This window comes from Kitasatospora sp. NPDC051984 (genome assembly GCF_044593455.1).
Classification (GTDB): Bacteria; Actinomycetota; Actinomycetes; order Streptomycetales; family Streptomycetaceae; genus Kitasatospora.
On record NZ_JBIUCB010000008.1, the window covers coordinates 1 to 23,493 of the forward strand.

At 71.1% G+C, this 23,493-nt stretch carries 20 protein-coding genes, 1 rRNA gene and 1 riboswitch; of the genes, 18 read left to right on the forward strand and 3 right to left on the reverse strand.

Annotation, left to right across the window (positions count from 1 at the left end):
* From rrf to ACIHEI_RS17625, 12 genes are all read left to right on the forward strand, one after another.
* Positions 1 to 91: ribosomal RNA gene (gene rrf / locus ACIHEI_RS17570) — 5S ribosomal RNA — on the forward strand; the annotation flags it as partial.
* Between the two features lie 101 nt (positions 92 to 192).
* Positions 193 to 804: a CDP-alcohol phosphatidyltransferase family protein gene (locus tag ACIHEI_RS17575; RefSeq protein WP_392954928.1), complete on the forward strand. Its 612-nt coding sequence runs from the start codon at positions 193 to 195 to the stop codon at positions 802 to 804.
* 125 nt (positions 805 to 929) lie between these two features.
* On the forward strand, positions 930 to 3,425 hold the full coding sequence (locus ACIHEI_RS17580; protein WP_387643024.1) for a sugar phosphate nucleotidyltransferase: 2,496 nt from the start codon (positions 930 to 932) through the stop codon (positions 3,423 to 3,425).
* A gap of 195 nt (positions 3,426 to 3,620) precedes the next feature.
* The gene (locus tag ACIHEI_RS17585; protein ID WP_396607256.1) at positions 3,621 to 4,607 is read left to right on the forward strand and encodes a DUF881 domain-containing protein; all 987 of its coding nucleotides are present in this window, start codon (positions 3,621 to 3,623) and stop codon (positions 4,605 to 4,607) included.
* Positions 4,604 to 4,936, forward strand: a complete 333-nt coding sequence (locus ACIHEI_RS17590; protein ID WP_043908904.1) for a small basic family protein — start codon at positions 4,604 to 4,606, stop codon at positions 4,934 to 4,936. The genes ACIHEI_RS17585 and ACIHEI_RS17590 overlap by 4 nt, the downstream gene beginning before the upstream one ends.
* A 10-nt stretch (positions 4,937 to 4,946) precedes the next feature.
* Positions 4,947 to 5,906 (forward strand): DUF881 domain-containing protein, encoded by a 960-nt coding sequence (locus ACIHEI_RS17595; RefSeq protein WP_396607257.1) that lies wholly within the window; start codon positions 4,947 to 4,949, stop codon positions 5,904 to 5,906.
* A 505-nt stretch (positions 5,907 to 6,411) separates the two neighbouring features.
* Positions 6,412 to 6,954 carry an FHA domain-containing protein gene (locus ACIHEI_RS17600; RefSeq protein WP_387643021.1) on the forward strand — a complete coding sequence of 181 codons (543 nt, stop codon included), beginning with the start codon at positions 6,412 to 6,414 and terminating at the stop codon, positions 6,952 to 6,954.
* A 65-nt stretch (positions 6,955 to 7,019) separates the two neighbouring features.
* Complete coding sequence (locus ACIHEI_RS17605; RefSeq protein ID WP_387643048.1) at positions 7,020 to 7,760, forward strand: MerR family transcriptional regulator; 741 nt, start codon at positions 7,020 to 7,022, stop codon at positions 7,758 to 7,760.
* 88 nt (positions 7,761 to 7,848) lie between these two features.
* On the forward strand, positions 7,849 to 8,322 hold the full coding sequence (locus ACIHEI_RS17610; RefSeq protein WP_387643020.1) for a bifunctional nuclease family protein: 474 nt from the start codon (positions 7,849 to 7,851) through the stop codon (positions 8,320 to 8,322).
* Between the two features lie 313 nt (positions 8,323 to 8,635).
* Complete coding sequence (locus tag ACIHEI_RS17615) at positions 8,636 to 9,313, forward strand: MerR family transcriptional regulator (protein WP_387643019.1); 678 nt, start codon at positions 8,636 to 8,638, stop codon at positions 9,311 to 9,313.
* Positions 9,314 to 9,367: 54 nt separating this feature from the next.
* On the forward strand, positions 9,368 to 10,087 hold the full coding sequence (locus ACIHEI_RS17620; RefSeq protein ID WP_396607258.1) for a vancomycin high temperature exclusion protein: 720 nt from the start codon (positions 9,368 to 9,370) through the stop codon (positions 10,085 to 10,087).
* Positions 10,088 to 10,193: 106 nt separating this feature from the next.
* Entirely contained in the window at positions 10,194 to 11,576 is a 1,383-nt protein-coding gene (locus ACIHEI_RS17625; RefSeq protein WP_396607259.1) for a DNA polymerase IV, read from the forward strand.
* Positions 11,577 to 12,119: 543 nt separating this feature from the next.
* On the opposite strand, the gene ACIHEI_RS17630 is transcribed toward ACIHEI_RS17625, so the two are convergent.
* Both ACIHEI_RS17630 and ACIHEI_RS17635 read right to left on the reverse strand, forming a co-directional pair.
* The gene (locus tag ACIHEI_RS17630) at positions 12,120 to 13,595 is read right to left on the reverse strand and encodes an MFS transporter (RefSeq protein WP_396607260.1); all 1,476 of its coding nucleotides are present in this window, start codon (positions 13,593 to 13,595) and stop codon (positions 12,120 to 12,122) included.
* A 158-nt stretch (positions 13,596 to 13,753) separates the two neighbouring features.
* A complete protein-coding gene (locus tag ACIHEI_RS17635) occupies positions 13,754 to 14,791 on the reverse strand; it encodes a PRC and DUF2382 domain-containing protein (RefSeq protein WP_396607261.1) in 1,038 nt (345 codons plus the stop codon).
* A gap of 186 nt (positions 14,792 to 14,977) precedes the next feature.
* Positions 14,978 to 15,084: riboswitch (glycine riboswitch) on the forward strand.
* 218 nt (positions 15,085 to 15,302) lie between these two features.
* Between ACIHEI_RS17635 and gcvP the strand changes: the two genes are divergently transcribed.
* A complete protein-coding gene (gcvP, locus tag ACIHEI_RS17640; RefSeq protein ID WP_396607262.1) occupies positions 15,303 to 18,173 on the forward strand; it encodes an aminomethyl-transferring glycine dehydrogenase in 2,871 nt (956 codons plus the stop codon).
* Positions 18,174 to 18,859: 686 nt separating this feature from the next.
* Here the strand turns inward: gcvP and ACIHEI_RS17645 are convergent.
* A complete protein-coding gene (locus tag ACIHEI_RS17645; protein ID WP_387643013.1) occupies positions 18,860 to 19,234 on the reverse strand; it encodes a DUF1844 domain-containing protein in 375 nt (124 codons plus the stop codon).
* A gap of 463 nt (positions 19,235 to 19,697) precedes the next feature.
* On the opposite strand from ACIHEI_RS17645, the gene infC reads away from it, so the two are divergent.
* The 5 genes from infC (at position 19,698) to ACIHEI_RS17670 (ending at position 23,350) form a co-directional block, all read left to right on the forward strand.
* The gene (gene infC / locus ACIHEI_RS17650) at positions 19,698 to 20,408 is read left to right on the forward strand and encodes a translation initiation factor IF-3 (RefSeq protein ID WP_387643047.1); all 711 of its coding nucleotides are present in this window, start codon (positions 19,698 to 19,700) and stop codon (positions 20,406 to 20,408) included.
* A 133-nt stretch (positions 20,409 to 20,541) separates the two neighbouring features.
* Entirely contained in the window at positions 20,542 to 20,736 is a 195-nt protein-coding gene (gene rpmI, locus ACIHEI_RS17655; protein ID WP_030268653.1) for a 50S ribosomal protein L35, read from the forward strand.
* A 104-nt stretch (positions 20,737 to 20,840) separates the two neighbouring features.
* Complete coding sequence (rplT, locus tag ACIHEI_RS17660) at positions 20,841 to 21,227, forward strand: 50S ribosomal protein L20 (RefSeq protein WP_387643012.1); 387 nt, start codon at positions 20,841 to 20,843, stop codon at positions 21,225 to 21,227.
* A gap of 117 nt (positions 21,228 to 21,344) precedes the next feature.
* Positions 21,345 to 22,205, forward strand: a complete 861-nt coding sequence (locus ACIHEI_RS17665; protein ID WP_396607263.1) for a TrmH family RNA methyltransferase — start codon at positions 21,345 to 21,347, stop codon at positions 22,203 to 22,205.
* 50 nt (positions 22,206 to 22,255) lie between these two features.
* On the forward strand, positions 22,256 to 23,350 hold the full coding sequence (locus tag ACIHEI_RS17670; RefSeq protein WP_387643010.1) for an ATP-binding protein: 1,095 nt from the start codon (positions 22,256 to 22,258) through the stop codon (positions 23,348 to 23,350).
* Positions 23,351 to 23,493: the final 143 nt, after the last annotated feature.

The window sequence follows — 23,493 nt, forward strand, 5'->3', positions numbered from 1 at the left end:
GCCCGGTTACATTCCGAACCCGGAAGCTAAGCCTCACAGCGCCGATGGTACTGCAGGGGGGACCCTGTGGGAGAGTAGGACGCCGCCGAACAATTCTTCTGGAGAAGCCCCCTGACGGGATGTCAGGGGGCTTTTCTGTTGTAGGGTCAATTCCGCACACTTTGTCGTTGGTACCACAGGAGGCTCCGCACAGTGGAGGTTCAGGAGACGCGCGTCCAGACCGACCGGATCTTTACGATCCCCAATCTGCTGAGCATGGCTCGGCTGGTGGGCGTACCGATCTTCCTCTGGTTGGTGTTGTGGCCGGTCTTCGGGGGGCCGAAGAATGACGGGTGGGCGATCGTCATTCTGATGCTGAGTGGGGTCAGCGATTATCTGGACGGGAAGCTGGCTCGGCGGTGGGGGCAGATCAGCCGGCTGGGGCAGTTGCTGGATCCGGCGGCGGACCGGCTGTACATCGTGTCGACGCTGGTGGGGCTGACGTGGCGGGAGATTCTGCCGTGGTGGCTGACGGCGTTGCTGGTGGCCCGGGAGGCGTTCGTCGGGGTGGTGCTGTTGCGGCTCAACCGGGCGGGCTACGGGCCGTTGAACGTGAGTTTTCTGGGGAAGGCTGCCACGTTCAATCTGATGTACGCGTTTCCCCTTCTGCTGCTGGGTGTCGGTGACGGGTGGGTGCACCAGGTTGCGGAGGCGGTGAGTTGGGCGTTCATCTGGTGGGGGACGACGCTGTACTGGTGGGCCGGCGCGTTGTATGCCGTGCAGGCCCGGCAGATCCTGCAGGCGGAGCGTCCGGCTGCTGTTTGAGATCAGCCTGAGACGTTTCACACGGCCTCCACGGTGAGTCGGATCATTTCTTCCGGGTAGACATGCGTCGGACCGGTTTGATGGACCCGCAGGGGTTCACCACCGCGAAGGAGGACGCACCCGTAATGAAAGCCGTTGTGATGGCGGGCGGGGAGGGCACTCGACTCCGCCCGATGACTTCCAGCATGCCCAAGCCACTGTTGCCGGTCGCCAATCGGCCGATCATGGAGCACGTGCTGCGGTTGCTGAAGCGGCACGGGCTCAATGACACCGTGGTGACCGTGCAGTTCCTGGCGTCGCTGGTGAAGAACTACTTCGGCGACGGTGAGGAACTGGGGATGCACCTCACCTATGCCAACGAGGAAACACCACTGGGGACGGCCGGCAGCGTCAAGAACGCCGAGGACGCGTTGCGGGACGATTCGTTTCTGGTGATCTCCGGTGACGCGCTGACGGATTTTGATCTTTCCGAGCTGATTGCTTTTCACCGGGAGAAGGGCGCACTGGTGACGGTGTGCCTGACCCGGGTGCCGAACCCGTTGGAATTCGGTATCACCATCACGGACGACGAGGGCAGGGTCGAGCGCTTCCTGGAGAAGCCGACCTGGGGGCAGGTGTTCTCGGACACCGTGAACACCGGCATCTACGTGATGGAGCCGGAAGTCTTCGACTACGTGGCGGCGGGGGAGTCGGTCGACTGGTCGAGCGATGTGTTCCCGCGGTTGCTCAAGGAGGGCAAGCCGGTGTTCGGCTATGTCGCCGAGGGCTACTGGGAGGACGTGGGCACTCACGAGAGCTACCTGAAGGCACAGGCGGACGTGCTGGAGGGGAAGGTCCAGGTCGAGCTGGACGGGTTCGAGATCTCGCCGGGCGTGTGGGTGGCCGAAGGTGCGGAGGTGGACCCGGAGGCAGTGCTGCGGGGGCCGCTGTACATCGGTGACTACGCCAAGGTCGAGGCCGGCGTGGAACTGCGTGAGCACACCGTGCTGGGCTCGAACGTGGTCGTGAAGCGCGGTGCGTTCCTGCACAAGGCGGTGGTGCACGACAACGTGTACGTGGGGCCGCAGTCGAATCTGCGCGGGTGCGTGGTCGGGAAGAACACCGACGTGATGCAGGCGGCGCGGATCGACGAGGGGGCGGTGATCGGTGACGAGTGTCTGATCGGCGAGGAGTCGATCATCGCGGGCAACGTCCGGGTCTATCCGTTCAAGACGATCGAGGCCGGCGCGTTCGTCAACACCTCGGTGATCTGGGAGTCCCGCGGCCAGGAGCACCTGTTCGGGGTGCGGGGCGTGTCGGGGATCCTGAACGTGGAGATCACGCCGGAGCTGGCGGTGCGGCTGGCGGGGGCGTACGCGACGACGCTGAAGAAGGGGGCCACCGTCACCATCGCGCGTGATCACTCGCGGGGTGCGCGGGCGTTGAAGCGGGCGATGATCTCGGCGTTGCAGACCAGTGCGATCGACGTCCGGGACTTGGAGAACGTGCCGATGCCGGTGGCCCGGCAGGCGACGGCGCGGGGGAGTGCGGGCGGGATCTTCCTGCGGACCACGCCGGGGGTGCCGGACTCGCTGGACATCCTGTTCTTCGACGAGCGCGGCGCGGACCTGTCGCAGGCCGGGCAGCGGAAGCTGGACCGGGTGTACGCCCGGCAGGAGTTCCGGCGGGCGTTCCCGGGCGAGATCGGCGACCTGCTGCACCCGGCGAGCGTGTTCGACTCGTACGCGACGAACCTGCTGCGGGCGGTCGACACCAGCGGGGTGCGGGAGGCGGGGCTGAAGGTGGTGGTGGATGCCGCGCACGGTAGTGCGGGGCTGGTGCTGCCGAGCATCCTGGGCCGGCTCGGGGTGGAGACGCTGACGGTGGCCGGCGGCCTGGACGAGGCGCGGCCGACCGAGGGCGCGGACGAGCGACGGGCGGCGCTGGCCAGGCTGGGTGAGCTGGTGGCGTCCTCGCGGGCCGCGTTCGGGGTGCGGTTCGACCCGGTCGGCGAGCGGGTGTCCTTCGTGGACGAGCAGGGCAGGGTGATCGAGGACGACCGGGCGCTGCTGGTGCTGCTGGACCTGGTCGCGGCGGAGCGCCGGGCCGGGCAGGTGGCGCTGCCGGTGACGACGACCCGGATCGCCGAGCAGGTGGCGGCGTACCACGGCACCCAGGTGATCTGGACCACGACCACGCCGGACGACCTGGCGAAGGCCGCGGCGGCGGACGGCACGATCTTCGGTGGTGACGGGCGCGGCGGTTTCGTGGTGCCCGAGTTCTCCGGGGTGCTGGACGGCGCGGCGGCGTTCGTGCGGCTGGTGGGTCTGGTGGCGCGGACGCAGCTGACGCTGAGCCAGATCGATGCGCGGATCCCGCAGGCGCACATCCAGAAGCGGGACATCGCGACGCCGTGGGCCGCGAAGGGCATGGTGATGCGCTCGGTGGTGGAGGCGGCGGGCAACCGCAAGCTGGACACCACGGACGGGGTGCGGGTGGTCGAGGCGGACGGCCGGTGGACGCTGGTGCTGCCGGACCCGGCGGAGGCCGTGACGCACCTGTGGGCGGAGGGCCCGGACGACGAGGCGACGGAGCGGTTGTTGGACGAATGGGCCGCAGTCGTGGACGGTGCCGGGAGGTAATGCGGAGATGTTCTGGTGGGGGCGGGCCTTCGGGTCCGTCCCCTCCGGGCGTTTGTCACGATCCTGTGCCGATACCGTCCTGCGGGCCCGGGGGCTGGTCGTGGGCCGTGTCATGGTCGTGAAACGATGTGGCGCATGCCAGCAACGTCGACGCCGAATGACCCGGACGGGCGATTCCGCCGTCCGGACGCATCGATGTCCCTGCTGACCACGGTGATGGACCACTCGCTGGACGACGGGTACGCGGAGGCGGCCCGGGCGCGCGGGGCGGAGGGCCGGTCGCGGCTGCCGGCGACGGCGAAGGGTCGGCTGGTGCTGGCCCTGGGGCTGGCGCTGGCGGCGACGGTGGTGACGGTCGGGGCGGTGAACACGCAGGAGGCGGCGCCGGTCCTGGCGAAGGAGCGGGACGCCCTGGTGAGCCGGGTGAACGACGCCAACAAGGCGGCGGACGCGTTGCAGCGGCAGGTCGAGCAGGACCGCGACAGGGTCGAGGACGCACAGGCGCAGGCGCTGCAGTCCGGGGACGACGGCGGGCTGGCCCGGCTGGCGGCGCAGGCCGGGACCGGGGAGATAACCGGTCCGGGCGTGAAGCTGGTGATCGAGGAAGCGTCCGGCAGCGGTGGCGGCGGCAATGTGAGCGATCCGCGGAACGCGGAGGGCTTCGGCAACAAGGGCCGGGTCCAGGACCACGACCTGCAGTACGCGGTGAACGGCCTGTGGCTGGCGGGCGCGGAGGCGGTGTCCGTGAACGGGCAGCGGCTGACCGCGCTGTCGGCGATCCGGGCCGCCGGTGACGCGATCCTGGTGGACAACCGGCCGTTGGTGCCGCCGTACACGCTGCTGGCGATCGGGGACGGGCCGCGGCTGGCGCAGGCGTTCCAGGACAACGAGGGCGGCCACTACCTGAAGGTCATCCAGGACAGCTACGGGATCCGTTCGACGGTGTCCGCGCAGAAGTCGTTGACGCTGCCGGCCGCGCTGGGCGTGACGCTGCGGGTGGCCGGGACGGAGTCTCCGACGCCGTCGCCCGCGCCGTCGCAGTCGTCCGCACCGCATTCGTCGTCGCAGCCGCCGTCGTCGCCGACCGCGAAGCCGAAGTCGCCGTCCTCGTCGGGGCCGTCCAGGCCGACGGGTTCGACCGTGAAGTCCACTCCCTCCGGAACAGGAGCAGCTACACCGTGATTGCCGTACTGGGACTCGTGATCGGCGTGGTCGTCGGCGTGTTCGTGCAGCCGGAGGTGCCGAACGCGGTGGTGCCGTATCTGCCGATCGCGGTGGTGGCGGCGCTGGACGCGGTGTTCGGCGGCGTGCGGGCGATGCTGGACGGGATCTTCGACGACAAGGTCTTCGTGGTGTCGTTCCTGTCGAACGTGGTGGTGGCGGCGCTGATCGTGTTCCTGGGCGACCAGCTGGGCGTGGGCTCGCAGCTGTCCACCGGCGTGGTGGTGGTGCTGGGCATCCGGATCTTCTCGAACGCGGCGGCGATCCGTCGGCACGTGTTCAGGGCCTAGGGGAGCGGTTGTGAGCGAGGAGAAGGAGCCGAAGGGCCCGGAGCAGCCGGCCGCGGCGGAGGAGCCGAAGGCGGAGCCGAAGAAGCCGAAGGAGCCGGTCGAGAAGCCGGAGTCGGAGGTCGAGGAGGCCCCGGCGGCGGAGCCCGAGGTCGAGGTCGAGCCGGTGGCGGAGCCCGAGGTCGAGCCGGTGCCGGAGGAGCCGGTGGTGGCGCGGCAGGCCGCGCCGGTGCCGGTGGCGTTGCCGTCGGACGGGCGGACCCGGTTGAAGGCGGCGCTGTGGCCGCCGCGGGTGTCGCGCGGCCAGTTCGTGGTGGCGCTGCTGCTGTTCGCGCTGGGGCTGGCGCTGGCGATCCAGGTGCGGTCGACGAACGACCACAGCCAGCTGCGCGGGGCGCGGCAGGAGGACCTGGTGCGGATCCTGGACGAACTGGACGGCCGCCAGCAGCGTCTTCAGTTCGAGAAGACGCAGCTGGAGCAGTCCTTGGCGCAGTTGGAGAACTCGTCCAACCAGGCCAAGGAGGCGCAGGAGCAGACCAGGAAGAAGGCCGGCGAGCTGGGCGTGCTGGCGGGGACGGAGAAGGCGACCGGCCCGGGGATCGTGCTGACGATCGATGATCCCCAAGGGCAGGTGAAGGCGGATATGCTGCTGGACACCCTGCAGGAACTCCGAGCGGCGGGGGCGGAGGCGATTCAGATCAACGACGTGCGCGTGGTGGCCGGGACGTATTTCACCGACAACGCGTCGGGCGGCGGTGTGCGGATCGACGGGAAGAACGTGTCGCAGCCGTTTCGTTTCACCGTGGTGGGAAACCCGCAGGATCTGACTCCGGCACTGAACATTCCCGGCGGTGTGGTGCGCAGCTTGGAGAAGCAGCAGGCGCGGGCGACCATCGTCCCGCAGCCGAAGGTGGTGGTGGACGTGTTGGCCACCCCGCGGCCGTTGCAGTACGGCAAGCCGGCGGCGAAGTGACGGGGCGCGCTCCGTACGGTTCGTCAGCTGCGGGTCGCCCCCGGTGGTGGGTGCCCGCAGGGGGTCGGCGACACTTGGTTTTGTCGATCGTCAGTTTCCGGCCGGATGCCGGGCTTACCGCCACACCGAGCCCTGAACCCTGCCCCGCGGGCGGTTCTGTCACACGCAAGGGGATTCGCCCGTGAGTTTTTTCTCGAAGCTTTTCGGCCGTAACAAGCAGGCGGCGGCGGAGGCACCGACCGCCCGGTACCGGCAGGAGGACGGCGGGGTGCCGTCGGCCCGTCCGGCGCCGGACGGGCAGCGTCCGCTGTACCGGGAGGACGTGACCCAGGGGGCTGGCGTGCCGACCGGGCAGATTGACGCGGGCTACGGCGCGTCGGTTGATTCGTCGGGCGGGCCGCGCATAGGTTTCCCGGCAGGACCCTCAACCTCCGGTGGAGGGTTTGCCCCGGACACCTACGCCGGGCACCCCCAGTCGGGTGCGCCGCGCCAGGAGGCTGTGAACATGGCTGGCACCAGCCCGTGCCCGCGGTGCGGGAACCAGAACCCGGCGCAGGCCCGGTTCTGCTCGAACTGCGGTACTCAGCTGCGTGGCGGCGGTTTCCCGGAGGGCGCGGTGGAGACCACGTCGACCATTTCGATCTCCGGCATCGAGTCGTACGACCCGACCGCGACGTCGACGGGCGCCACTCCGGCGCTGTCGGCCGAGGTGATGGCGGCGATCGACGCGCTGCCGCCGGGCTCGGCACTGCTGATCGTGCAGCGCGGCCCGAACTCGGGGAGCCGGTTCCTGCTGGACTCGGACGTGACCACGGCGGGTCGCCACCCGCAGGGGGACATCTTCCTGGACGACGTGACGGTGTCGCGTCGGCACGTGGAGTTCCGCCGGCAGCCCGACGGTGGCTTCTCGGTCGCGGACGTGGGCAGCCTGAACGGCACCTACGTGAACCGGGAGCGGATCGACGAGGTGCTGCTGAACAACGGCGACGAGGTGCAGATCGGTAAGTACCGGCTGGTGTTCTTCGCCAGTCACCACCGGGGGTACTGACCACTTCTCCGTTTGGAGCCCGAGTGACCCCACAGACTCCGACCCCGTCCCTCGGGTCCTCGCCCGTGCCGGCTTCGCGCCGCGCGGGCGAGGCGCGCCGGCGGGGTGACGAACTGCTGTCCATCGGCGCGGTGCTGGCCTTCCTGCGGGACGACTTCCCGGAGGTGACGATCTCGAAGATCCGCTTCCTGGAGGCGGAGGGCCTGGTCGAGCCGCAGCGCACTCCGTCCGGCTACCGGAAGTTCTCGGCGGCGGACGTGGAGCGGCTGGCGTACGTGCTGCGGATGCAGCGCGACCACTATCTGCCGTTGCGGGTGATCCGCGAGCACCTGGACGCGATCGAGCGCGGCGAGCAGCCGCCGGCGCTTCCGGCGGCGGAGGCCCGTCCGGGGCCGCTGGAGGAGGCGGACCGGGAGCTGGCGGGGTCATCGGCGGTGGGCGGGGTGCGGCTGGGCCGGGCCGAGCTGATCGCGGCGGCGGAGGCCCAGGAGCGGGAGCTCGTCGAGTGGGAGTCGTACGGCCTGGTGCAGGCAGGGCCGGACGGCGGGTACGACGGGGAGGCGCTGCAGATCGCGCGGCTGGTGGCGGAGCTGGGCCGGTTCGGCCTGGAGCCTCGGCACCTGCGGGCGATGAAGGCGGCGGCGGACCGCGAGGTTTCGCTGGTGGAGCAGGTGGTGGCGCCGCTGAGGCGGCACCGCAATCCGCAGACCAGGGCGCACGCGGAGGCGACGGCCCGGGAGCTGGCGACGCTGTCGGTGCGGTTGCACGCGGCGATGGTTCAGGCCGGGCTGCGGGCCCGGTCCTGAGCGGGTGGGCGGTGGGCGGCGTCCGGATCACGGTGGCCGCTGCCTGCTGCGCTTTCCTATCGGGGGCTCGCGCCATAGGGTTGCTGGTGTGAATGAGCTCGACGTCGTGGGTGTCCGGGTGGAGATGCCCTCCAACCAGCCGATCGTGCTGCTGCGGGAGGTCGGCGGGGACCGCTACCTGCCGATCTGGATCGGGCCGGGGGAGGCCACCGCGATCGCTTTCGCCCAGCAGGGCATGACTCCGGTGCGGCCGTTGACGCACGACCTGTTCAAGGACGTGCTGGAAGCGCTCGGCCAGCAGCTGACCGAGGTGCGGATCAACGACCTGCGGGACGGGGTGTTCTACGCCGACCTGGTGTTCTCCGGGGGTGCCGAGGTGAGTGCGCGCCCCTCCGACGCGATAGCGCTGGCGCTGCGCACCGGCACGCCGATCTTCGGGACCGAGGAGGTGCTGGCCGAGGCCGGTATCTCGATCCCGGACGAGCAGGAGGACGAGGTCGAGAAGTTCCGGGAGTTCCTGGACCAGGTCTCGCCGGAGGACTTCGGCGGTGGTCCGCAGTAGGCCGTAATTGCGGCGGTTGATGGCGCTCTTCGGTGGCGGTCGGTCACCTGGGGCGGACGCTCTGCTAGCGGGGCGGGCCGTGGGCCGCAACTCGGCTGTGGTAGAAATCCATTTCGCTACCCGCGCATGGGGCACGAATAACCACTCGATGGGGTGAAGTTTGTGCGAGGCCCCGGCGTGGCGATCGTTGACGGTGCTTGGGCGACTGCCTACCGTCAGGTGATGGCCCGCCGGACGGGCCGTCCGCAGCCTGGGCCCGTCGGGTCCGTGCGGGGCCACGGGGGCCTTGAGGCGGAATGGACGGAGGTTGGCGATGAGCGGCACCGGCGACGAGACGCGTTCCGGAGCCCTGTGCGCGGTGCACGTGCCGCGCGCCGGCCGCGGTCCGATCGGGCGGCCCTGGCGGCCCGAACCGGACGGTGAGGAGCTGCCCCGACTCGGCCGGTTCCCGGCTGTCCAGCCCGGGCAGCCCGCGATCGAACGGCTCACCCCCACCTCGGCCCTGGTTGGCTACCGCGGCCCCACGGCCTGCGCCGCCGCCGGCATCACCTACCGCCAGCTCGACTACTGGGCCCGCACCGGGCTGCTGGAGCCCTCGGTGCGCTCCACTTATCCGGCCGGTGCGCAGCGGCTGTACAGCTTCCGGGACATCCTGCTGCTGAAGATCGTCAAGCGGCTGCTGGACGCCGGAGTCTCGCTGCAGAACATCCGGGTCGCCGTCACGCACCTGCAGTCCGCCGATCAGGCCGGCCTGACCGGGCTGACCCTGATGTGCGACGGCGCGACGGTCTACGAGTGCACCTCCCCGCAGCAGGTCGTCGATCTGCTGAACGGCGGCCAGGGCGTGTTCGGCATCGCGGTCGGCGCGGTGTGGCAGGAGCTGGAGGCCACCCTCGGCCGGCTGCACGGCGAGCGCACCGACACCGGCGAGACGCTGGTCGGCCACGACCCGGGGGACGAGCTGGCGCAGCGCCGCAACCGCGCCGTCTGACGATCTCCCCGCGGGAACCGGCCGGGCGGGCGTTTCGTCCACTCCCGTGTGCGAATGATCATGCAGGGGCTCGGGCGGCGCGGGCGGTGGCTGCTGAAGCGGCGGCCGCCCGGGTGGGGCAGTCGGCGTGGGCAACGGCGCTGGTTCCAGGCGCTGTTGGCGTGCTCGGTGCTGGCGCTGACCCCGAACGCCTGGCTGTTCGTGACGCAGTCCCACAAGATCGGCACCGTGCAGAGCGTGCCGGCCTCGCCGGTCGCCATCGTGTTCGGAGCCGGTCTGATGAACGGCAAGCCCTCCCCGTACCTCGCGCACCGGCTGGACGCCGCGCTGGAGCTGTACCGGGCGAACAAGGTGCAGGCGATCCTGGTGACCGGCGACAACGGCACCGTCGAGTACGACGAGACCGACGCGATGCGTACCTACTTGATCGAGCGCGGCGTGCCGGAGATCCGGGTGGTCGGCGACTACGCGGGCTTCGACACCTGGGACTCCTGTACCCGCGCGCACCGGATCTTCGGCGTCGACAAGGCGGTGTTGATCAGCCAGACCTTCCATGTGCGGCGGGCGCTGGCGCTGTGCCGGGCCGCCGGGATCGAGTCGTCCGGGGTCGGCGTGGAGGAGTGGCACGACACCACCTGGCACTACGGCGAGGTGCGGGAGATCGGCAGCGCGGCGAAGGCGTTCCTGAACGTGCTGGTGCGGCCAGATCCGACGCTGCTCGGCCGGCACGAGGACGGAGTGGAGCGGGCGCTGGCCGACGCGGCGCGGGGGTGAGGGCTGCCGCGAGGCCCCCTGGGGGCGCGGGGGTGGGGGTGAGGGCTGTCTGCGGGTCCCCGGTAGGGGGAGTGGGGATTGTCGGTGGTGCGCGGGAAGATGGGGCGTGCGATCGGTGCCGAGCATCATTCACCTCGACATGGACGCCTTCTTCGCGGCGGTGGAGCAGGCGTCGAAGCCGAGCTTGCGCGGAAAGCCCGTCATCGTCGGCGGGCTCGGCGGGCGTGGGGTGGTCTCCACCGCGTCCTACGAGGCGCGGAAGTTCGGTGTGCACTCGGCGATGCCGATGGCGCAGGCGCGCCGGCTGTGCCCGAACGCGGCGTTCCTGACCGGCCGGTTCGAGGCGTACCGGGCCAACAGTGAGATCGTCATGGGCCTGCTGCGGGAACGCTCCCCACTGGTCGAACCGCTCAGCCTGGACGAGGCGTTCGTCGACCTGGAGGCCGGGCCGTACGGGCCGGCGCTGGCCGCCGCGACGCCCGCCGAAGGAGCGCAGCTGGTGCTGGCGCTCGCCGAGGACCTGCGGGCGGACATCGTGGAACGCACCGGGCTGACCGCGTCGGTGGGTGCCGCGGCTTCGAAGTTGATGGCGAAGATCGGCTCCGAGCAGGCCAAACCGGACGGGTTGGTGCTGATCGAACCAGGCTCGGAGCGGGCCGTGCTGGCGCCGATGCCGGTGCGGGCGCTGCCCGGCATCGGGCCCGCGACGGAGCAGGCGCTGCGACGGGCCGGGCTGACGAGTGTTGCGGATCTTGCGGAGGCCGGGTTCGAGGAGCTGGTCGGGCTGCTCGGGAAGGCGCACGGCGCTGGCGTGTTCCAGATGGCGCTGGGGTGGGACGAGCGGCCCGTGGTGCCGGATCGGGATGCCAAATCGGTGTCGGTGGAGGACACGTTCGAGGTCGACCTGGCCGATCGGGAGCGCATTCTGCGTGAGGTCGACCAGCTGGCCGCGCGGTGCGTGCGGCGGTTGCGGGCGGCGGGGCGCTCGGGGCGGACGGTGGTGCTGAAGGTACGGCGGTTCGACTTTTCGACGCTGACCCGGTCCGAGACGTTGGGTGGGCCGACGGATGATCCTGCGGTGATCGCGGCGACGGCGCGGCGGCTGGCGCAGCAGGTGGACACCACGGGGGGTGTGCGGTTGCTGGGTGTGGGCGTTGCTCAGCTGGCCGACTACACGCAGGAGGATCTGTTCGCGCAGGCGGAGCGGGAGGCGGAGGAAGGGGAGTTTGGGGAGGGGGAGAGGGAGGGTGTGGTTGAGGCGGCTGAGGCGGCCGTTGAGCCGGTGGCTCGGCGGTGGTGGCCCGGGCAGGACGTGACGCACTCGGAGTTCGGGCCCGGGTGGGTGCAGGGCAGCGGGGTGGGGCGGGTCACGGTGCGGTTCGAGACGCCGTACTCGGGGCCCGGGCGGGTGCGGACGTTTTCGGTGGACGACGAGGGGTTGGTGGCTTCGGGGGCGCTCCCGCTCAGGCCTCCGGCGGTTGAGGGGTAGGCCACGCTGCTGGGGCGCGCTGGGTGGGGTGGGGGTTGGGCGCGGGGTGCGAGTTTGGGGGTGGGGGTGGTTGGGCGCGCAGTTCCTCGCGCCCCTGGCTGGGTGGCCGTTTTGGCGCGGGGCGCGCTGGGTGGGGTGGGGGTTGGGCGCGGGGTGCGAGTTTGGGGGTGGGAGTGGTTGGGCGCGCAGTTCCTCGCGCCCCTGGCTGGGTGGCCGTTTTAGCGCGGGGCGCTTTGTGGGGTGGGGTTTCGGAGGGGGCGCGATCTTGGGGTGGGGTGCCTTCCGTTTCGCGCAGTTCCTCGCGCCCCTGGTTTCGCGCCCGCTTGGTTTCGCGCCCGCTTGGGTTCGCGCCCGCTTGGGTTCGCGCCCGCTTGGGTTCGCGCCCGCTTGGTTTCGCGCCCGCCTGGGTTCGCACCCGCCTGGGTTCGCGCCCGCTTGGGTTCGCACCCGCCTGGGTCAAATGACGGACACCCCCCGCCGATGCCCGTGGCGGGGGGTGTCCGGAGTGACTCGCGTGTGTCCAGTACGCGAGGGGGGACGCCGTTAGGCGTCGGTCTTGGTGCGGGCCGGCTGGGGGGCGGGCTGCTCGGTGGGGGTGGTGGGGGTCTTGGTGTGGCGGATGGCGAAGGGGACGACGGCGGCGACCAGGCACATGGCGCCGGCGACCCAGAAGGCGTGCTGGTAGGCGTTCAGGGTGGGGAGGTGGACCGGGATGGGGAGCTTGAGGGTGTCGCCGGTGAGGATCGCGGCCATCACGGCGGTGCCGATGGCGCCGCCGACGGTGCGCAGGACGGCGTTCATGCCGTTGGCGATGCCGGACTGCTCGGCGGGGACGGCGCCGTTGATGTAGGCGGGCATGGCGGCGTAGGCGAGGCCGACGCCGAGGCCGAAGACGGCGGAGGAGAGGTAGATGTCGAACTCGGCGTCGTGACGCAGCGCCAGGTAGGCCATGGCGACGGCGCCGAGCAGGCCGCCGAGGACCAGCGGGAGGCGGGGGCCGCGGCGGGCGATGAGCAGGGCGCCGACGGGGGCGGCGACCATGGAGCCGATCGCGGAGGGCAGCAGCATGATGCCGGCGTGCAGGACGGTGGCGGTGAAGCCGTAGTGGGTGAGCTTCTCCGGGGTCTGCGCGAAGTTGCTGATCACCATGAACGAGCCGTACATGCCGAAGCCGATGAGCAGGCCGGAGATGTTGGTGAAGGCGACGGCGGGGCGGGCCATCATCTTCAGGTCGACCAGCGGGTGGGCGACCTTGGACTCGACCAGCAGCCAGAGCAGGGCGACGACCGCGGCGACGGCGAACAGGCCGAGGGTACGGGTGGAGCCCCAGCCCCACTCGTTGCCGCGGCTGACGGCGATCAGCAGGGCGGAGAGCCAGCCGGCCAGGGTGATTGCGCCGAGCGGGTCGGCGCCGCCGTTCTTGTCGACGACCGGGTCGCTGGGCACTCGCAGGATCACCAGCGCGACGGCGGCCAGGCCGAAGATCAGGCCCATCCAGAAGATCGACTTGTAGTCCCAGTGCTCCAGCAGCAGGCCGGTGGCGACCAGGCCGAGGCCGGAGCCGACGCCCATCGAGGCGGAGATGGCGGCGACGCCGGCGGTGACCTTCTGCTTGGGCAGTTCGTCACGGACGATGGCGATCGCCAGCGGCAGCACGCCGCCGCCCGCGCCCTGGAGCACCCGGGCGACGACCAGCAGGCCGAAGGAGTGGGTGCACACCGCGAGGCCGGAGCCGAGCACCAGGCCGGCCAGCGAGATCAGCAGCACGGGCTTGCGGCCGCGCAGGTCGCCGAAGCGGCCCAGCAGCGGGGTGAGGACCGCTGCGGAGAGCAGGTTGGCGGTCATCAGCCAGGTGATGTCGGAGCCCGACACCTTCAGCTCGGCGGCCAGGCTCGGAAGGATCGGGACGACCGCGGTCTGTACCACGCTGTAGGCCAGCATGGCGAGGATCAGCGCGGGCAGAACCCTGGCGCTTGTGGGCTTGGCGGCCGCGGCGGTGGGCTGTGGTGCCTCACTCACGGGAATCCTCCGGGTTGCTTCAGGCGGGGCGATAGTGCAGGAACTGAAGTAACGATGTCGGGAGATGCTTCACTATGTCAAATATCGAAAGGTGAAACTTTGGCAAAGTCGAAGCCCCGGTCCGCGGAGGCGGACCGGGGCCGGGAGTTGTCGGATCGTCAGACCGGAGAGGCGGCCGGGGACTGCGGATGAGAGTCCCACGGCTGCCGCTGCGAGGCCTCGCCGTCCGCGCCGGTGGTCGCGCCGTGCACCTCCACCTGCTCGCGGCGCAGCTCCTCGCGGACCACCTGCTCCTCGGTGTACTGCTCCACCACCAGCCGCACCCGCTCCACCGGTACCAGGTACTTGCGGACCACCGGGCGTTCCTCGCGCAGCGTGACCTCCTCCACCGCCTCGGCGATCTCCTGGTCGCTCAGCGCCGCCCGCTCCGCCTCCGACACCGGGATCCGCTCCACCCGCACGCGCTCGCGCACCACTGGCACCCGCCGCACGACCGCCTCGGTGGTCACGTACTTGCGCAGCCGGGTGGTGCCGATGTTGTGCCACTGGGTGGTGATGTCCAGGCGCTCCTCGCGGCAGGTGATCTCCACCGGCTTCTGCCGGTCCCCCCGGTCCGCCCGGTCCCCCCGGTCCGCCCGGTCCGCCCGGTCCGCCCGGTCTGCCCGGTCCGCCTGGTCTGCCCGGTCCGCCCGGGCGGTCGGCGGCTCGGCGGGGCGGGCCGGTGGCTCGGGGGCGGCCTGCGGGGCGGTGAAGCCCGGGGGCGCGGGGGCCGGGCCGTGGACGGGGCCGGAGGAGGGGGCGGGGGTGCCGAAGTCGTGGTCGATGGGTGGCTTGCTGCGCGCCGGGGTGCGTTCGGAGATGAACCGGACGGACTCGTCGGGGCTCGCCGTGTCGAGGCCGTAGTAGCGGTAGAGCTCGAGTTCCTGTTCGGGGGAGAGGTGCTGGCCCACCCCGAAGTCCGGGGACTCCTTGATCAGCGACTTGTCGTACGGGACGTGCAGCTCGTCGCCGGTGAAGTCGCTGGTGGTCAGCGGGACGAAGGCGTCCCGGCCGAAGATCCCGGTCCGGACGGCCGCCCACTCGGGTCTGCCGGTGGTGTCGTCCAGGTAAACCTCGTCGACCGTGCCGATCTTGTCACCGTTCCGGTCGACCGCCTTGTGTCCGATCAGGTCGCGCGGATCGATATCGGTCTGCACGCTGTCCTCCAGCTGCTGCTCCTGAGGGAACGTCGGGGGAGCGGTCGGAGGAGCGTGCCGGGCCGCTGTTTCACACCAAAAGGCACGTTCCGGACGGTGTCACTCCGGGTGCCTCCGTCCGGGGCGGATCGTGCGGCCGCAGCGGTGATCGTCCAGGTCGGCGCTGGTACCCTGGGCGGCGACCGCCGAGCCCGCTCGGGAGAGTCCCGGACCCGTTGGAAAGCGGGGATGCGGGACGCCGAAGGAGCAACCCCTCCCCGGAATCTCTCAGGCATCCGTACCGAACGGGATCAGGTCACTCTGGAAAGCAGGGCAGGACCGTCGGCACCGAAGCCGCCGGACGCTGTCCTCGCCGACGGTGCAAGCCGACCGGGAACCACCCCGGGCGCGCGAAGCTCTCAGGTACCGATGACAGAGGGGGAGGCTGACGGGTTCGTACGCCCGGACGCTTCCACAGCGGCCGGCCGGCGTGCGTCCCACCGCCGGTCCGCGACCAGGAGGCTTGACCCCCATGAACGCCCAGCCGACGCTCACCGAGCTTGAGCAGGCCAGCCCCTTCGAGCACCGCCACATCGGCCCCGACAGCGACGCCCAGCAGAAGATGCTGGCCCAGGTCGGCTACACCTCGCTGGACGAACTGTCCGACGCGGCCGTCCCCGACGCCATCCGCAGCCTCACCGCGCTCGGCCTGCCCGCCGGCCGCAGCGAGGCCCAGGTGCTCGCCGAACTGCGCGAGCTCGCCGGCCGCAACCAGGTCCTCACCTCGATGATCGGCCTCGGCTACTACGGCACCTTCACGCCGCCGGTCATCCTGCGCAACGTCCTCGAGAACCCCGCCTGGTACACCGCATACACCCCGTACCAGCCGGAGATCTCCCAGGGCCGCCTGGAGGCCCTGCTCAACTTCCAGACCATGGTCGCCGACCTGACCGGCCTGGCCACCTCCGGATCCTCGCTGCTCGACGAGGGCACCGCCGCCGCCGAGGCGATGGCCCTGACGCGGCGCGTCACCAAGGTCAAGGGCGGCGTCTTCCTGGTCGACGCCGACACCCTGCCGCAGACCCTCGCCGTGATCGAGACCCGCGCCGAACCGACCGGCGTCGAGGTCGTCACCGCGGACCTGTCGAACGGCATCCCCGCCGAGATCGCCGAACGCGGCGTCTTCGGCATGCTGATCCAGTACCCCGGCGCGTCCGGCGCGGTGCGGGACATCAAGCCCGTCATCGAGCAGGCCCACCAGCTCGGCGCGGTCGTCGCCGTCGCCGCCGACCTGCTCGCCCTCACCCTGCTGCGCTCGCCCGGCGAGCTCGGCGCCGACATCGCCTGCGGCACCTCGCAGCGCTTCGGCGTCCCGATGGGCTTCGGCGGCCCGCACGCCGGCTACCTCGCCGTGCGCGCCGAGTACGCCCGCAACCTGCCCGGCCGCCTGGTCGGCGTCTCCGTCGACGCCGACGGCAACCGCGCGTACCGGCTGGCCCTGCAGACCCGCGAGCAGCACATCCGCCGCGAGAAGGCCACCTCCAACATCTGCACCGCCCAGGTGCTGCTCGCCGTGATGGCCTCCATGTACGCCGTCTACCACGGCCCCGACGGCCTCGCCGACATCGCCCGCCGCACCCACCGCTACGCTGCCGCGCTCGCCGCCGGCCTGCGCGCGGGCGGCGTCGAGCTCGCCCACGAGGCGTTCTTCGACACCGTGACCGCTGTTGTTCCGGGGCGTGCGGACGAGGTTGTCGCCGCGGCGCTGGCCGGTGGCGTGAACGTGTTCCGGGTGGACGCGGACCAGGTCTCGGTCTCTTGTGACGAGACGACGACCCGTGAGCACCTGGCGGCCGTGTTCGCCGCGTTCGGTGTGACGGCAGAGGTGGTCGAGGACGCGGACGCGCTGCCCGCCGGGCTGCTGCGTGAGGACGAGTACCTCACCCACCCGGTCTTCCACAGCCACCGCTCCGAGACCGCCATGCTGCGCTACCTGCGCCGCCTGTCGGACCGCGACTACGCGCTCGACCGCGGCATGATCCCGCTGGGCTCCTGCACCATGAAGCTCAACGCGACCACCGAGATGGAGCCGATCACCTGGCCCGAGTTCGGCCAGCTGCACCCGTTCGCGCCGGTCGACCAGGCCGAGGGCTTCCTGACGCTGATCCGCGGGCTGGAGCAGCAGCTGGTCGAGGTCACCGGCTACGACGCCGTGTCGATCCAGCCGAACGCGGGCTCGCAGGGCGAGCTGGCCGGTCTGCTGGCCGTCCGGGCGTACCACCGGGCGAACGGCGACACCCAGCGCGACGTGTGTCTGATCCCGTCCTCGGCGCACGGCACCAACGCGGCCTCGGCGGCGATGGCCGGCATGCGGGTCGTGGTCGTGAAGACCCTGGCCGACGGTGACGTGGACGTCGAAGACCTCAAGGCCAAGATCGAGCAGCACCGCGAGCAGCTGGCCGTGCTGATGGTCACCTACCCGTCCACCCACGGCGTGTTCGAGACCCAGATCACCGACATCTGCGCCCTCGTCCACGAGGCCGGCGGCCAGGTGTACGTCGACGGCGCCAACCTGAACGCGCTGGTCGGCCTCGCCAAGCCCGGCAAGTTCGGCGCGGACGTCTCGCACCTGAACCTGCACAAGACCTTCTGCATCCCGCACGGCGGCGGCGGCCCCGGCGTCGGCCCGGTCGCGGTGCGCGAGCACCTCGCGCCGTACCTGCCCAACCACCCGCTGCAGGCCGAGGCCGGCCCCGCGACCGGCGTCGGACCGATCTCGGCCGCGCCGTGGGGCTCCGCCGCGATCCTGCCGATCTCCTGGTCGTACGTCCGCCTGATGGGCGGCGAGGGCCTCAAGCGCGCCACCCAGGTGGCCGTGCTGAACGCCAACTACATCGCCAAGCGGCTCTCCCCGCACTTCCCCGTGCTCTACACCGGCCCCGGCGGGCTGGTCGCGCACGAGTGCATCATCGACCTGCGTCCGCTCAGTAAGGAGACGGGCGTCAGCGTCGACGACATCGCCAAGCGACTCATCGACTACGGCTTCCACGCGCCGACCATGTCGTTCCCGGTCGCCGGCACGCTGATGATCGAGCCGACGGAGTCCGAGGACCTGCACGAGATCGACCGCTTCTGCGAGGCGATGATCGCTATCCGCCGGGAGATCGAGAAGGTCGGCGTGGGCGAGTGGGCGGCGGACGACAACCCGCTGCGCAACGCGCCGCACACCGCGGCGATGATGGCCGGGGAGTGGGCGCACCCCTACACCCGCGAAGAGGCGGTCTTCCCGGCGGGCGTCAACCCGGCGGACAAGTACTGGCCGGCGGTGCGACGCATCGACGGGGCGTACGGGGACCGGAACCTGGTGTGCTCGTGCCCGCCGCTGGACGAGTACGACGCGTAGTTTGCAGTTGCACGGCGAAGCCGCCTGTCGGGGGAGTTCTCCTCGGCGGGCGGCTTTTGCGTGGGCGCCTGCGGCAGGGGCCGGAAGGCATAGCGAAAGCCGCCAGTGGGGGGAGTTCTCTTGGTGGGCGGCTTTGGTGTTGGGGTCTTCCGCTGCGCGCAGTTCCTCGCGCCCCTGGCGGGGCGGGGGAGAGGGAGGAGAGGGTGCCTTCGGCGGGGGGCGTATAGCGAAGGCCGCCTGTTGGGGGAGTTCTGCTGGTGGGCGGCTTTGGTGTTGGGGTCTTCCGCTGCGCGCAGTTCCTCGCGCCCCTGGCGGGGCGGGGGAGAGGGAGAAGAGGGTGCCTTCGGCGGGGGCGTATAGCGAAGGCCGCCTGTTGGGGGAGTTCTGCTGGTGGGCGGCTTTGGGGTAGGGACCTTCCGCCTCGCGCAGTTCCCCGCGCCCCTGGCGGGGCGGGGGAGAGGGAGGGTGGGAGGGAGGAGAGGGCGCCTTCGGCGGGGCATAGCGAAGGCCGCTCGTCGGGGGGAGTTCCCTTGGTGGGCGGCTTTGGTGTTGGGGTTTTCCGCTGCGCGCAGTTCCCCGCGCCCCTGGCGGGGCGCGGGGAAGGGGCGGGAGGGAGAGGGGGTGGGAGGAAGGCGAAGGCGCCTCCGGCAGGGGGGTACGGGAGGCGCCTTCGGGTGGGCCTGGGGTCAGGAGTAGACCGGGCCGGTGAACTTCTCGCCGGGGCCGGAGCCGGGGGCGTCGGGGATGAGGGAGGCTTCGCGGAAGGCGAGCTGGAGGGAGCGGAGGCCGTCGCGGAGGGGGGCGGCGTGGAAGTTGGAGATTTCGGGGGCTCCGGCGGTGACCAGGCCGGCCAGGGCGGTGATCAGCTTGCGGGCCTCGTCGAGGTCCTTGTCGGCCTCGCCGCCCTCGGCCAGGCCGCACTTGACGGCGGCGGCGCTCATCAGGTGGACGGCGACGGTGGTGATCACCTCGACGGCGGGGACCTCGGCGATGTCGCGGGTCAGGTCGTCGAAGCCGAGGGCCTCGTCGGACTCGGGCGAGTGGTCGGGCTGGGTGGTCACGGTGTCACTCCGGGATGCTGGTGCGAAAGCGCAGTACAAAGGGAGGGTACAAGGCGGGCGGAGGCGGACCGGAATACCGGTCGGCCCCGGAACGCTGGTATGCTTCGAGACTGACCGGCCAGGAACCCGATTCGGGAGCCAGGCCAGCAAGTGGAGGCTCCACTTCAGGAGGCCCGAGAGGGCAACCGCGACAGTCTCCCACCCGAGCGGCCGAAGGGCCGACGGGTCCGGTCCGTGGCGAGCGCCGCAAGGAATGCTCGCTGCCAGTGGTGTCCGACAGGGCATCCCGGAACGTGTGGAGCCCCGCCTGTACCGTGCGGGGCTTTTTTCGTGCGTTCGGTGCTTCTGCCAGACGGCAGAGGGGCAGCGAAGCATGAATGAAGCCCCGCCCAGTGGTCGAAAGCCACTACGTGCGACCGCCGTCCGACGGCCGCATCGAAGAAGGTGCAACCGAGGAGGCCCCATCAGCACCGAGCCCCGCATCAACGACCGGATTCGCGTCCCCGAGGTGCGACTCGTCGGTCCCAGCGGCGAGCAGGTCGGCATCGTCCCGCTCGCGAAGGCGCTGGAGCTTGCCCAGGAGTACGACCTGGACCTGGTCGAGGTCGCCGCCACGGCGCGTCCGCCGGTGTGCAAGCTCATGGACTACGGCAAGTTCAAGTACGAGTCGGCCATGAAGGCCCGTGAGGCGCGCAAGAACCAGGCGCACACGGTCATCAAGGAGATGAAGCTCCGGCCGAAGATCGACCCGCACGACTATGACACCAAGAAGGGTCACGTCGTCCGGTTCCTCAAGCAGGGCGACAAGGTCAAGATCACGATCATGTTCCGCGGTCGTGAGCAGTCCCGCCCCGAGCTGGGCTTCCGACTGCTGCAGCGGCTCGCGGAGGACGTCCAGGAGCTCGGCTTCGTGGAGTCCGCGGCCAAGCAGGACGGCCGAAACATGATCATGGTTCTCGGCCCGCACAAGAAGAAGACCGAGGCGATGGCCGAGGCCCGCGCCGCCGCTGACGCCCGCAAGGCGGAGCGGCTCGGCCGCGGCCCGGCCGCGGAGCAGGCGGACGACGAGGTCGACGAGGTGGAGCAGGTCGAGGAGACCGAGACCGCCGAGGTCGAGCCCGCTGCCGAGACCGCCGAGGTCGAGCAGCCCGCCGAGACCGCCCAGGACGCCTGAGCCTTCGGGTTCAGATTCCGGGCGGGATCGGCACCGGTTCCGGGGCGTCCGTCCCGGAGACGAGATCCATCCAGTTCCGGCCCGCACCCCCGGGGTGCGGGCCGCGAACGGACCGACGAGGAGATACGGCGACATGCCGAAGCAGAAGACGCACAGCGGCGCCAGCAAGCGCTTCAAGATCACTGGTTCCGGGAAGGTGCTGCGCGAGCGTGCCGGCCGTCGCCACCTGCTTGAGCACAAGCCCTCGACGCTGACCCGCAAGCTGGCCGGCAACGCCGAGATGGCTCCCGGCGACGCCAAGAAGATCAAGAAGCTTCTCGGCAAGTGATCGCCCGCCCGCGGCCAGGCTGCGGGCACAGCTGATCCTTTCCGACCGAATCGAATAACGGACCGGCGGCACGAACCGGGGGTCCGGAACCAAGGAGTAATGAAGTGGCACGCGTCAAGCGGGCAGTGAACGCCCACAAGAAGCGCCGGGTCATCCTGGAGCGCGCCTCCGGCTACCGTGGCCAGCGCTCGCGCCTGTACCGCAAGGCCAAGGAGCAGGTCACCCACTCGCTCGTTTACAACTTCAACGACCGCAAGAAGCGCAAGGGCGACTTCCGTCAGCTGTGGATCCAGCGCATCAACGCCGCTGCCCGCAACAACGGCATGACCTACAACCGCTTCGTGCAGGGCCTGAAGGCCGCCGGCGTCGAGATCGACCGCAAGATGCTCGCCGAGCTCGCGGTCAACGACACCGTCGCGTTCCGCGCGCTGGTCGAGGTTGCCCAGAAGGCGCTGCCGGAGGACGTCAACGCCCCCAAGGTCGCCGCCTGATCCAGGCCGTGCCCTGATGCTTTCCCGGACCCGCAGGCCGCCCGGCCTGCGGGTCCGTGCGTTGTGCCTCCGGACAGGCCCTTGTCCGCCCGCCCCTCCGTGACGAAGAACGTGAGCATGAGCACCGAGACCCCCCTGCTGACCTCCCTGCGCTCCCCGCGCGTCGTCGCCGCCCGCCGGCTGGCCAAGCGCAACCAGCGGAGCAAGGACCGGCGTTTCCTGGCCGAGGGCCCGCAGGCCGTGCGGGAGGCCGTGGCGTTCGGGCGGCTGCCCGGCGGGGAGCACGCCGTGGTGGAGGTGTACGTGACCCGGGAGGCCGCCGAGCGGCACGCCGAGATCGTGGCCTCCGCGCACGCCGAGGGCCTGCCGGTGCTGACCGCCACCGAGGAAGTGATCGCGGAGATCTGCGACACCGTCACCCCGCAGGGCATCGTCGCGCTGTGCCGGTTCATCGACACCCCGTTCGATCAGGTGCTGGCGTCCCGGCCGAAGCTGGTCGCCGTGCTCGCGCACGTGCGCGACCCCGGGAACGCGGGCACCGTGCTGCGCACCGCCGACGCGGCGGGTGCGGACGCGGTGGTGCTGACCGACGCGTCGGTGGACCCGTACAACCCGAAGGCGGTGCGGGCGTCCGTGGGCAGCCTGTTCCACCTGCCGTTCGCGACCGGGGTGCCGGTGGAGGAGGCGGTGGCGCGGCTGCGGGAGGCCGGGGTGCGGGTGCTGGCCGCGGACGGGGCCGGGCAGCGCGACCTCGACCAGGAGCTGGACGAGGGCACCCTCGAGGGGCCGTGCGCCTGGGTGTTCGGCAACGAGGCGTGGGGGCTGCCGGAGGAGACCCGGGCGCTGGCGGACGAGGTGGTGCGCGTCCCGATCCACGGGCACGCGGAGAGCTTGAATCTCGCCACGGCCGCCGCCGTGTGCCTGTACGCCTCCGCGCGCGCCCAGCGCTCCCCCGGCGGGTGTCGCGGCACGGCCTGAGCGCGCTAGGGTCGATCCCCATAGCCGGTGCGGGGCGGGGGAGGACACCCATGGGCGGCGACGACGGCTTGGCGACCCTGGAACCGGACGACCTGCCGGACGGGTTGGTGGTCGCGGACGCACAGGGCCGGGTGGTGGTCTTCAACCGGGCCGCCGAACGGATCACCGGCCGCTCCGCGCACTGCGCGATCGGCGTGGCGCTGGAACAGGCACTGCCGCTGGAGGACCTGGACGGCCGGCGCTGGTGGCAGCTGACCGACCCGTACGGGGGCCTGGCGGTGCGCAGCGGGCAGCCGGAGCGCAACCTGCTGCTGCCCGGGGGCCGCGAGGTGCTGGTGTGCGCCCGCTACCTGCGGGAGCGGCCGGGCGGGCCGGTGCGGCGGGTGGTGGTGACGCTGCGCGGCACCGAGGCGCGGCGGCGCACCGAACGCAGTCACGCCGAGCTGATCGCGACCGTCGCGCACGAGCTGCGGTCGCCGCTGACCAGCGTGAAGGGGTTCACGGCGACGCTGCTGGCGAAGTGGGAGCGCTTCAACGACGGCCAGAAGCGGGTGATGCTGGAGACCGTCGACGCGGACGCGGACCGGGTGACCCGGTTGATCGCGGAGCTGCTGGACATCTCGCGGATCGACGCCGGCCGGCTCGAGATCCGCCGCCAGCGCCTGGACCTGGCGGCGGCGGTGCGCCGGCACGTGGAGGGGAAGGTCGCGGCGGGCATCCCCGAGGAGCGGTTCGACATCCGGGTGGCGGCGCCGCTGGGCGAGCAGTGGGGCGACCCCGACAAGATCGACCAGGTGCTGGCGAACCTGCTGGAGAACGCGGTGCGGCACGGCGAGGGCACCGTGACGATCGAGCTGGGGCCGGCCAACGACGTGGTGGAGGCGGCCGGTTCGCCGCCGCGGATGATCGAGGGCACCGCCGTCACCGTCAGCGACCAGGGCGCGGGCATCGCGGAGGAGGCGATGCCGCGGGTGTTCACCCGGTTCTGGCGGGGCTCCAAGCGGGGCGGGACGGGCCTCGGGCTGTACATCGTGAAGGGCATCGTGGAGGCGCACGGCGGGGTGATCCGGATCAGCCGGGCGGAGGGCGGCGGGGCCAGGTTCCGGTTCGTGCTGCCCGCGGGGATTCCCGACTTCATGCTCTGACCCCGTTTTCCTGCGTCGAGGGGGCCCACCCCGCGGTCGCCCAGCGTAGTCGGTCGCGGCCTGCGACTACACTCGACCCTTGGCGTTCTCGCGGACGCCCGGCGAGGCAGCAGACCTGATCACGAGCAGGAGCACGGGAAGCA

Excerpts from the sequence above, each read along its gene's own strand:
- gcvP (WP_396607262.1), top strand. The coding sequence starts at position 15,303 with ATGAACGCCCAGCCGACGCTCACCGAGCTTGAGCAGGCCAGCCCCTTC.
- ACIHEI_RS17615 (WP_387643019.1), top strand. The coding sequence starts at position 8,636 with ATGAGCGGCACCGGCGACGAGACGCGTTCCGGAGCCCTGTGCGCGGTG.
- ACIHEI_RS17580 (WP_387643024.1), top strand. The coding sequence starts at position 930 with ATGAAAGCCGTTGTGATGGCGGGCGGGGAGGGCACTCGACTCCGCCCG.
- ACIHEI_RS17600 (WP_387643021.1), top strand. The coding sequence starts at position 6,412 with ATGGCTGGCACCAGCCCGTGCCCGCGGTGCGGGAACCAGAACCCGGCG.
- ACIHEI_RS17620 (WP_396607258.1), top strand. The coding sequence starts at position 9,368 with ATGATCATGCAGGGGCTCGGGCGGCGCGGGCGGTGGCTGCTGAAGCGG.
- rpmI (WP_030268653.1), top strand. The coding sequence starts at position 20,542 with ATGCCGAAGCAGAAGACGCACAGCGGCGCCAGCAAGCGCTTCAAGATC.
- ACIHEI_RS17670 (WP_387643010.1), top strand. The coding sequence starts at position 22,256 with ATGGGCGGCGACGACGGCTTGGCGACCCTGGAACCGGACGACCTGCCG.
- ACIHEI_RS17585 (WP_396607256.1), top strand. The coding sequence starts at position 3,621 with ATGTCCCTGCTGACCACGGTGATGGACCACTCGCTGGACGACGGGTAC.
- ACIHEI_RS17665 (WP_396607263.1), top strand. The coding sequence starts at position 21,345 with ATGAGCACCGAGACCCCCCTGCTGACCTCCCTGCGCTCCCCGCGCGTC.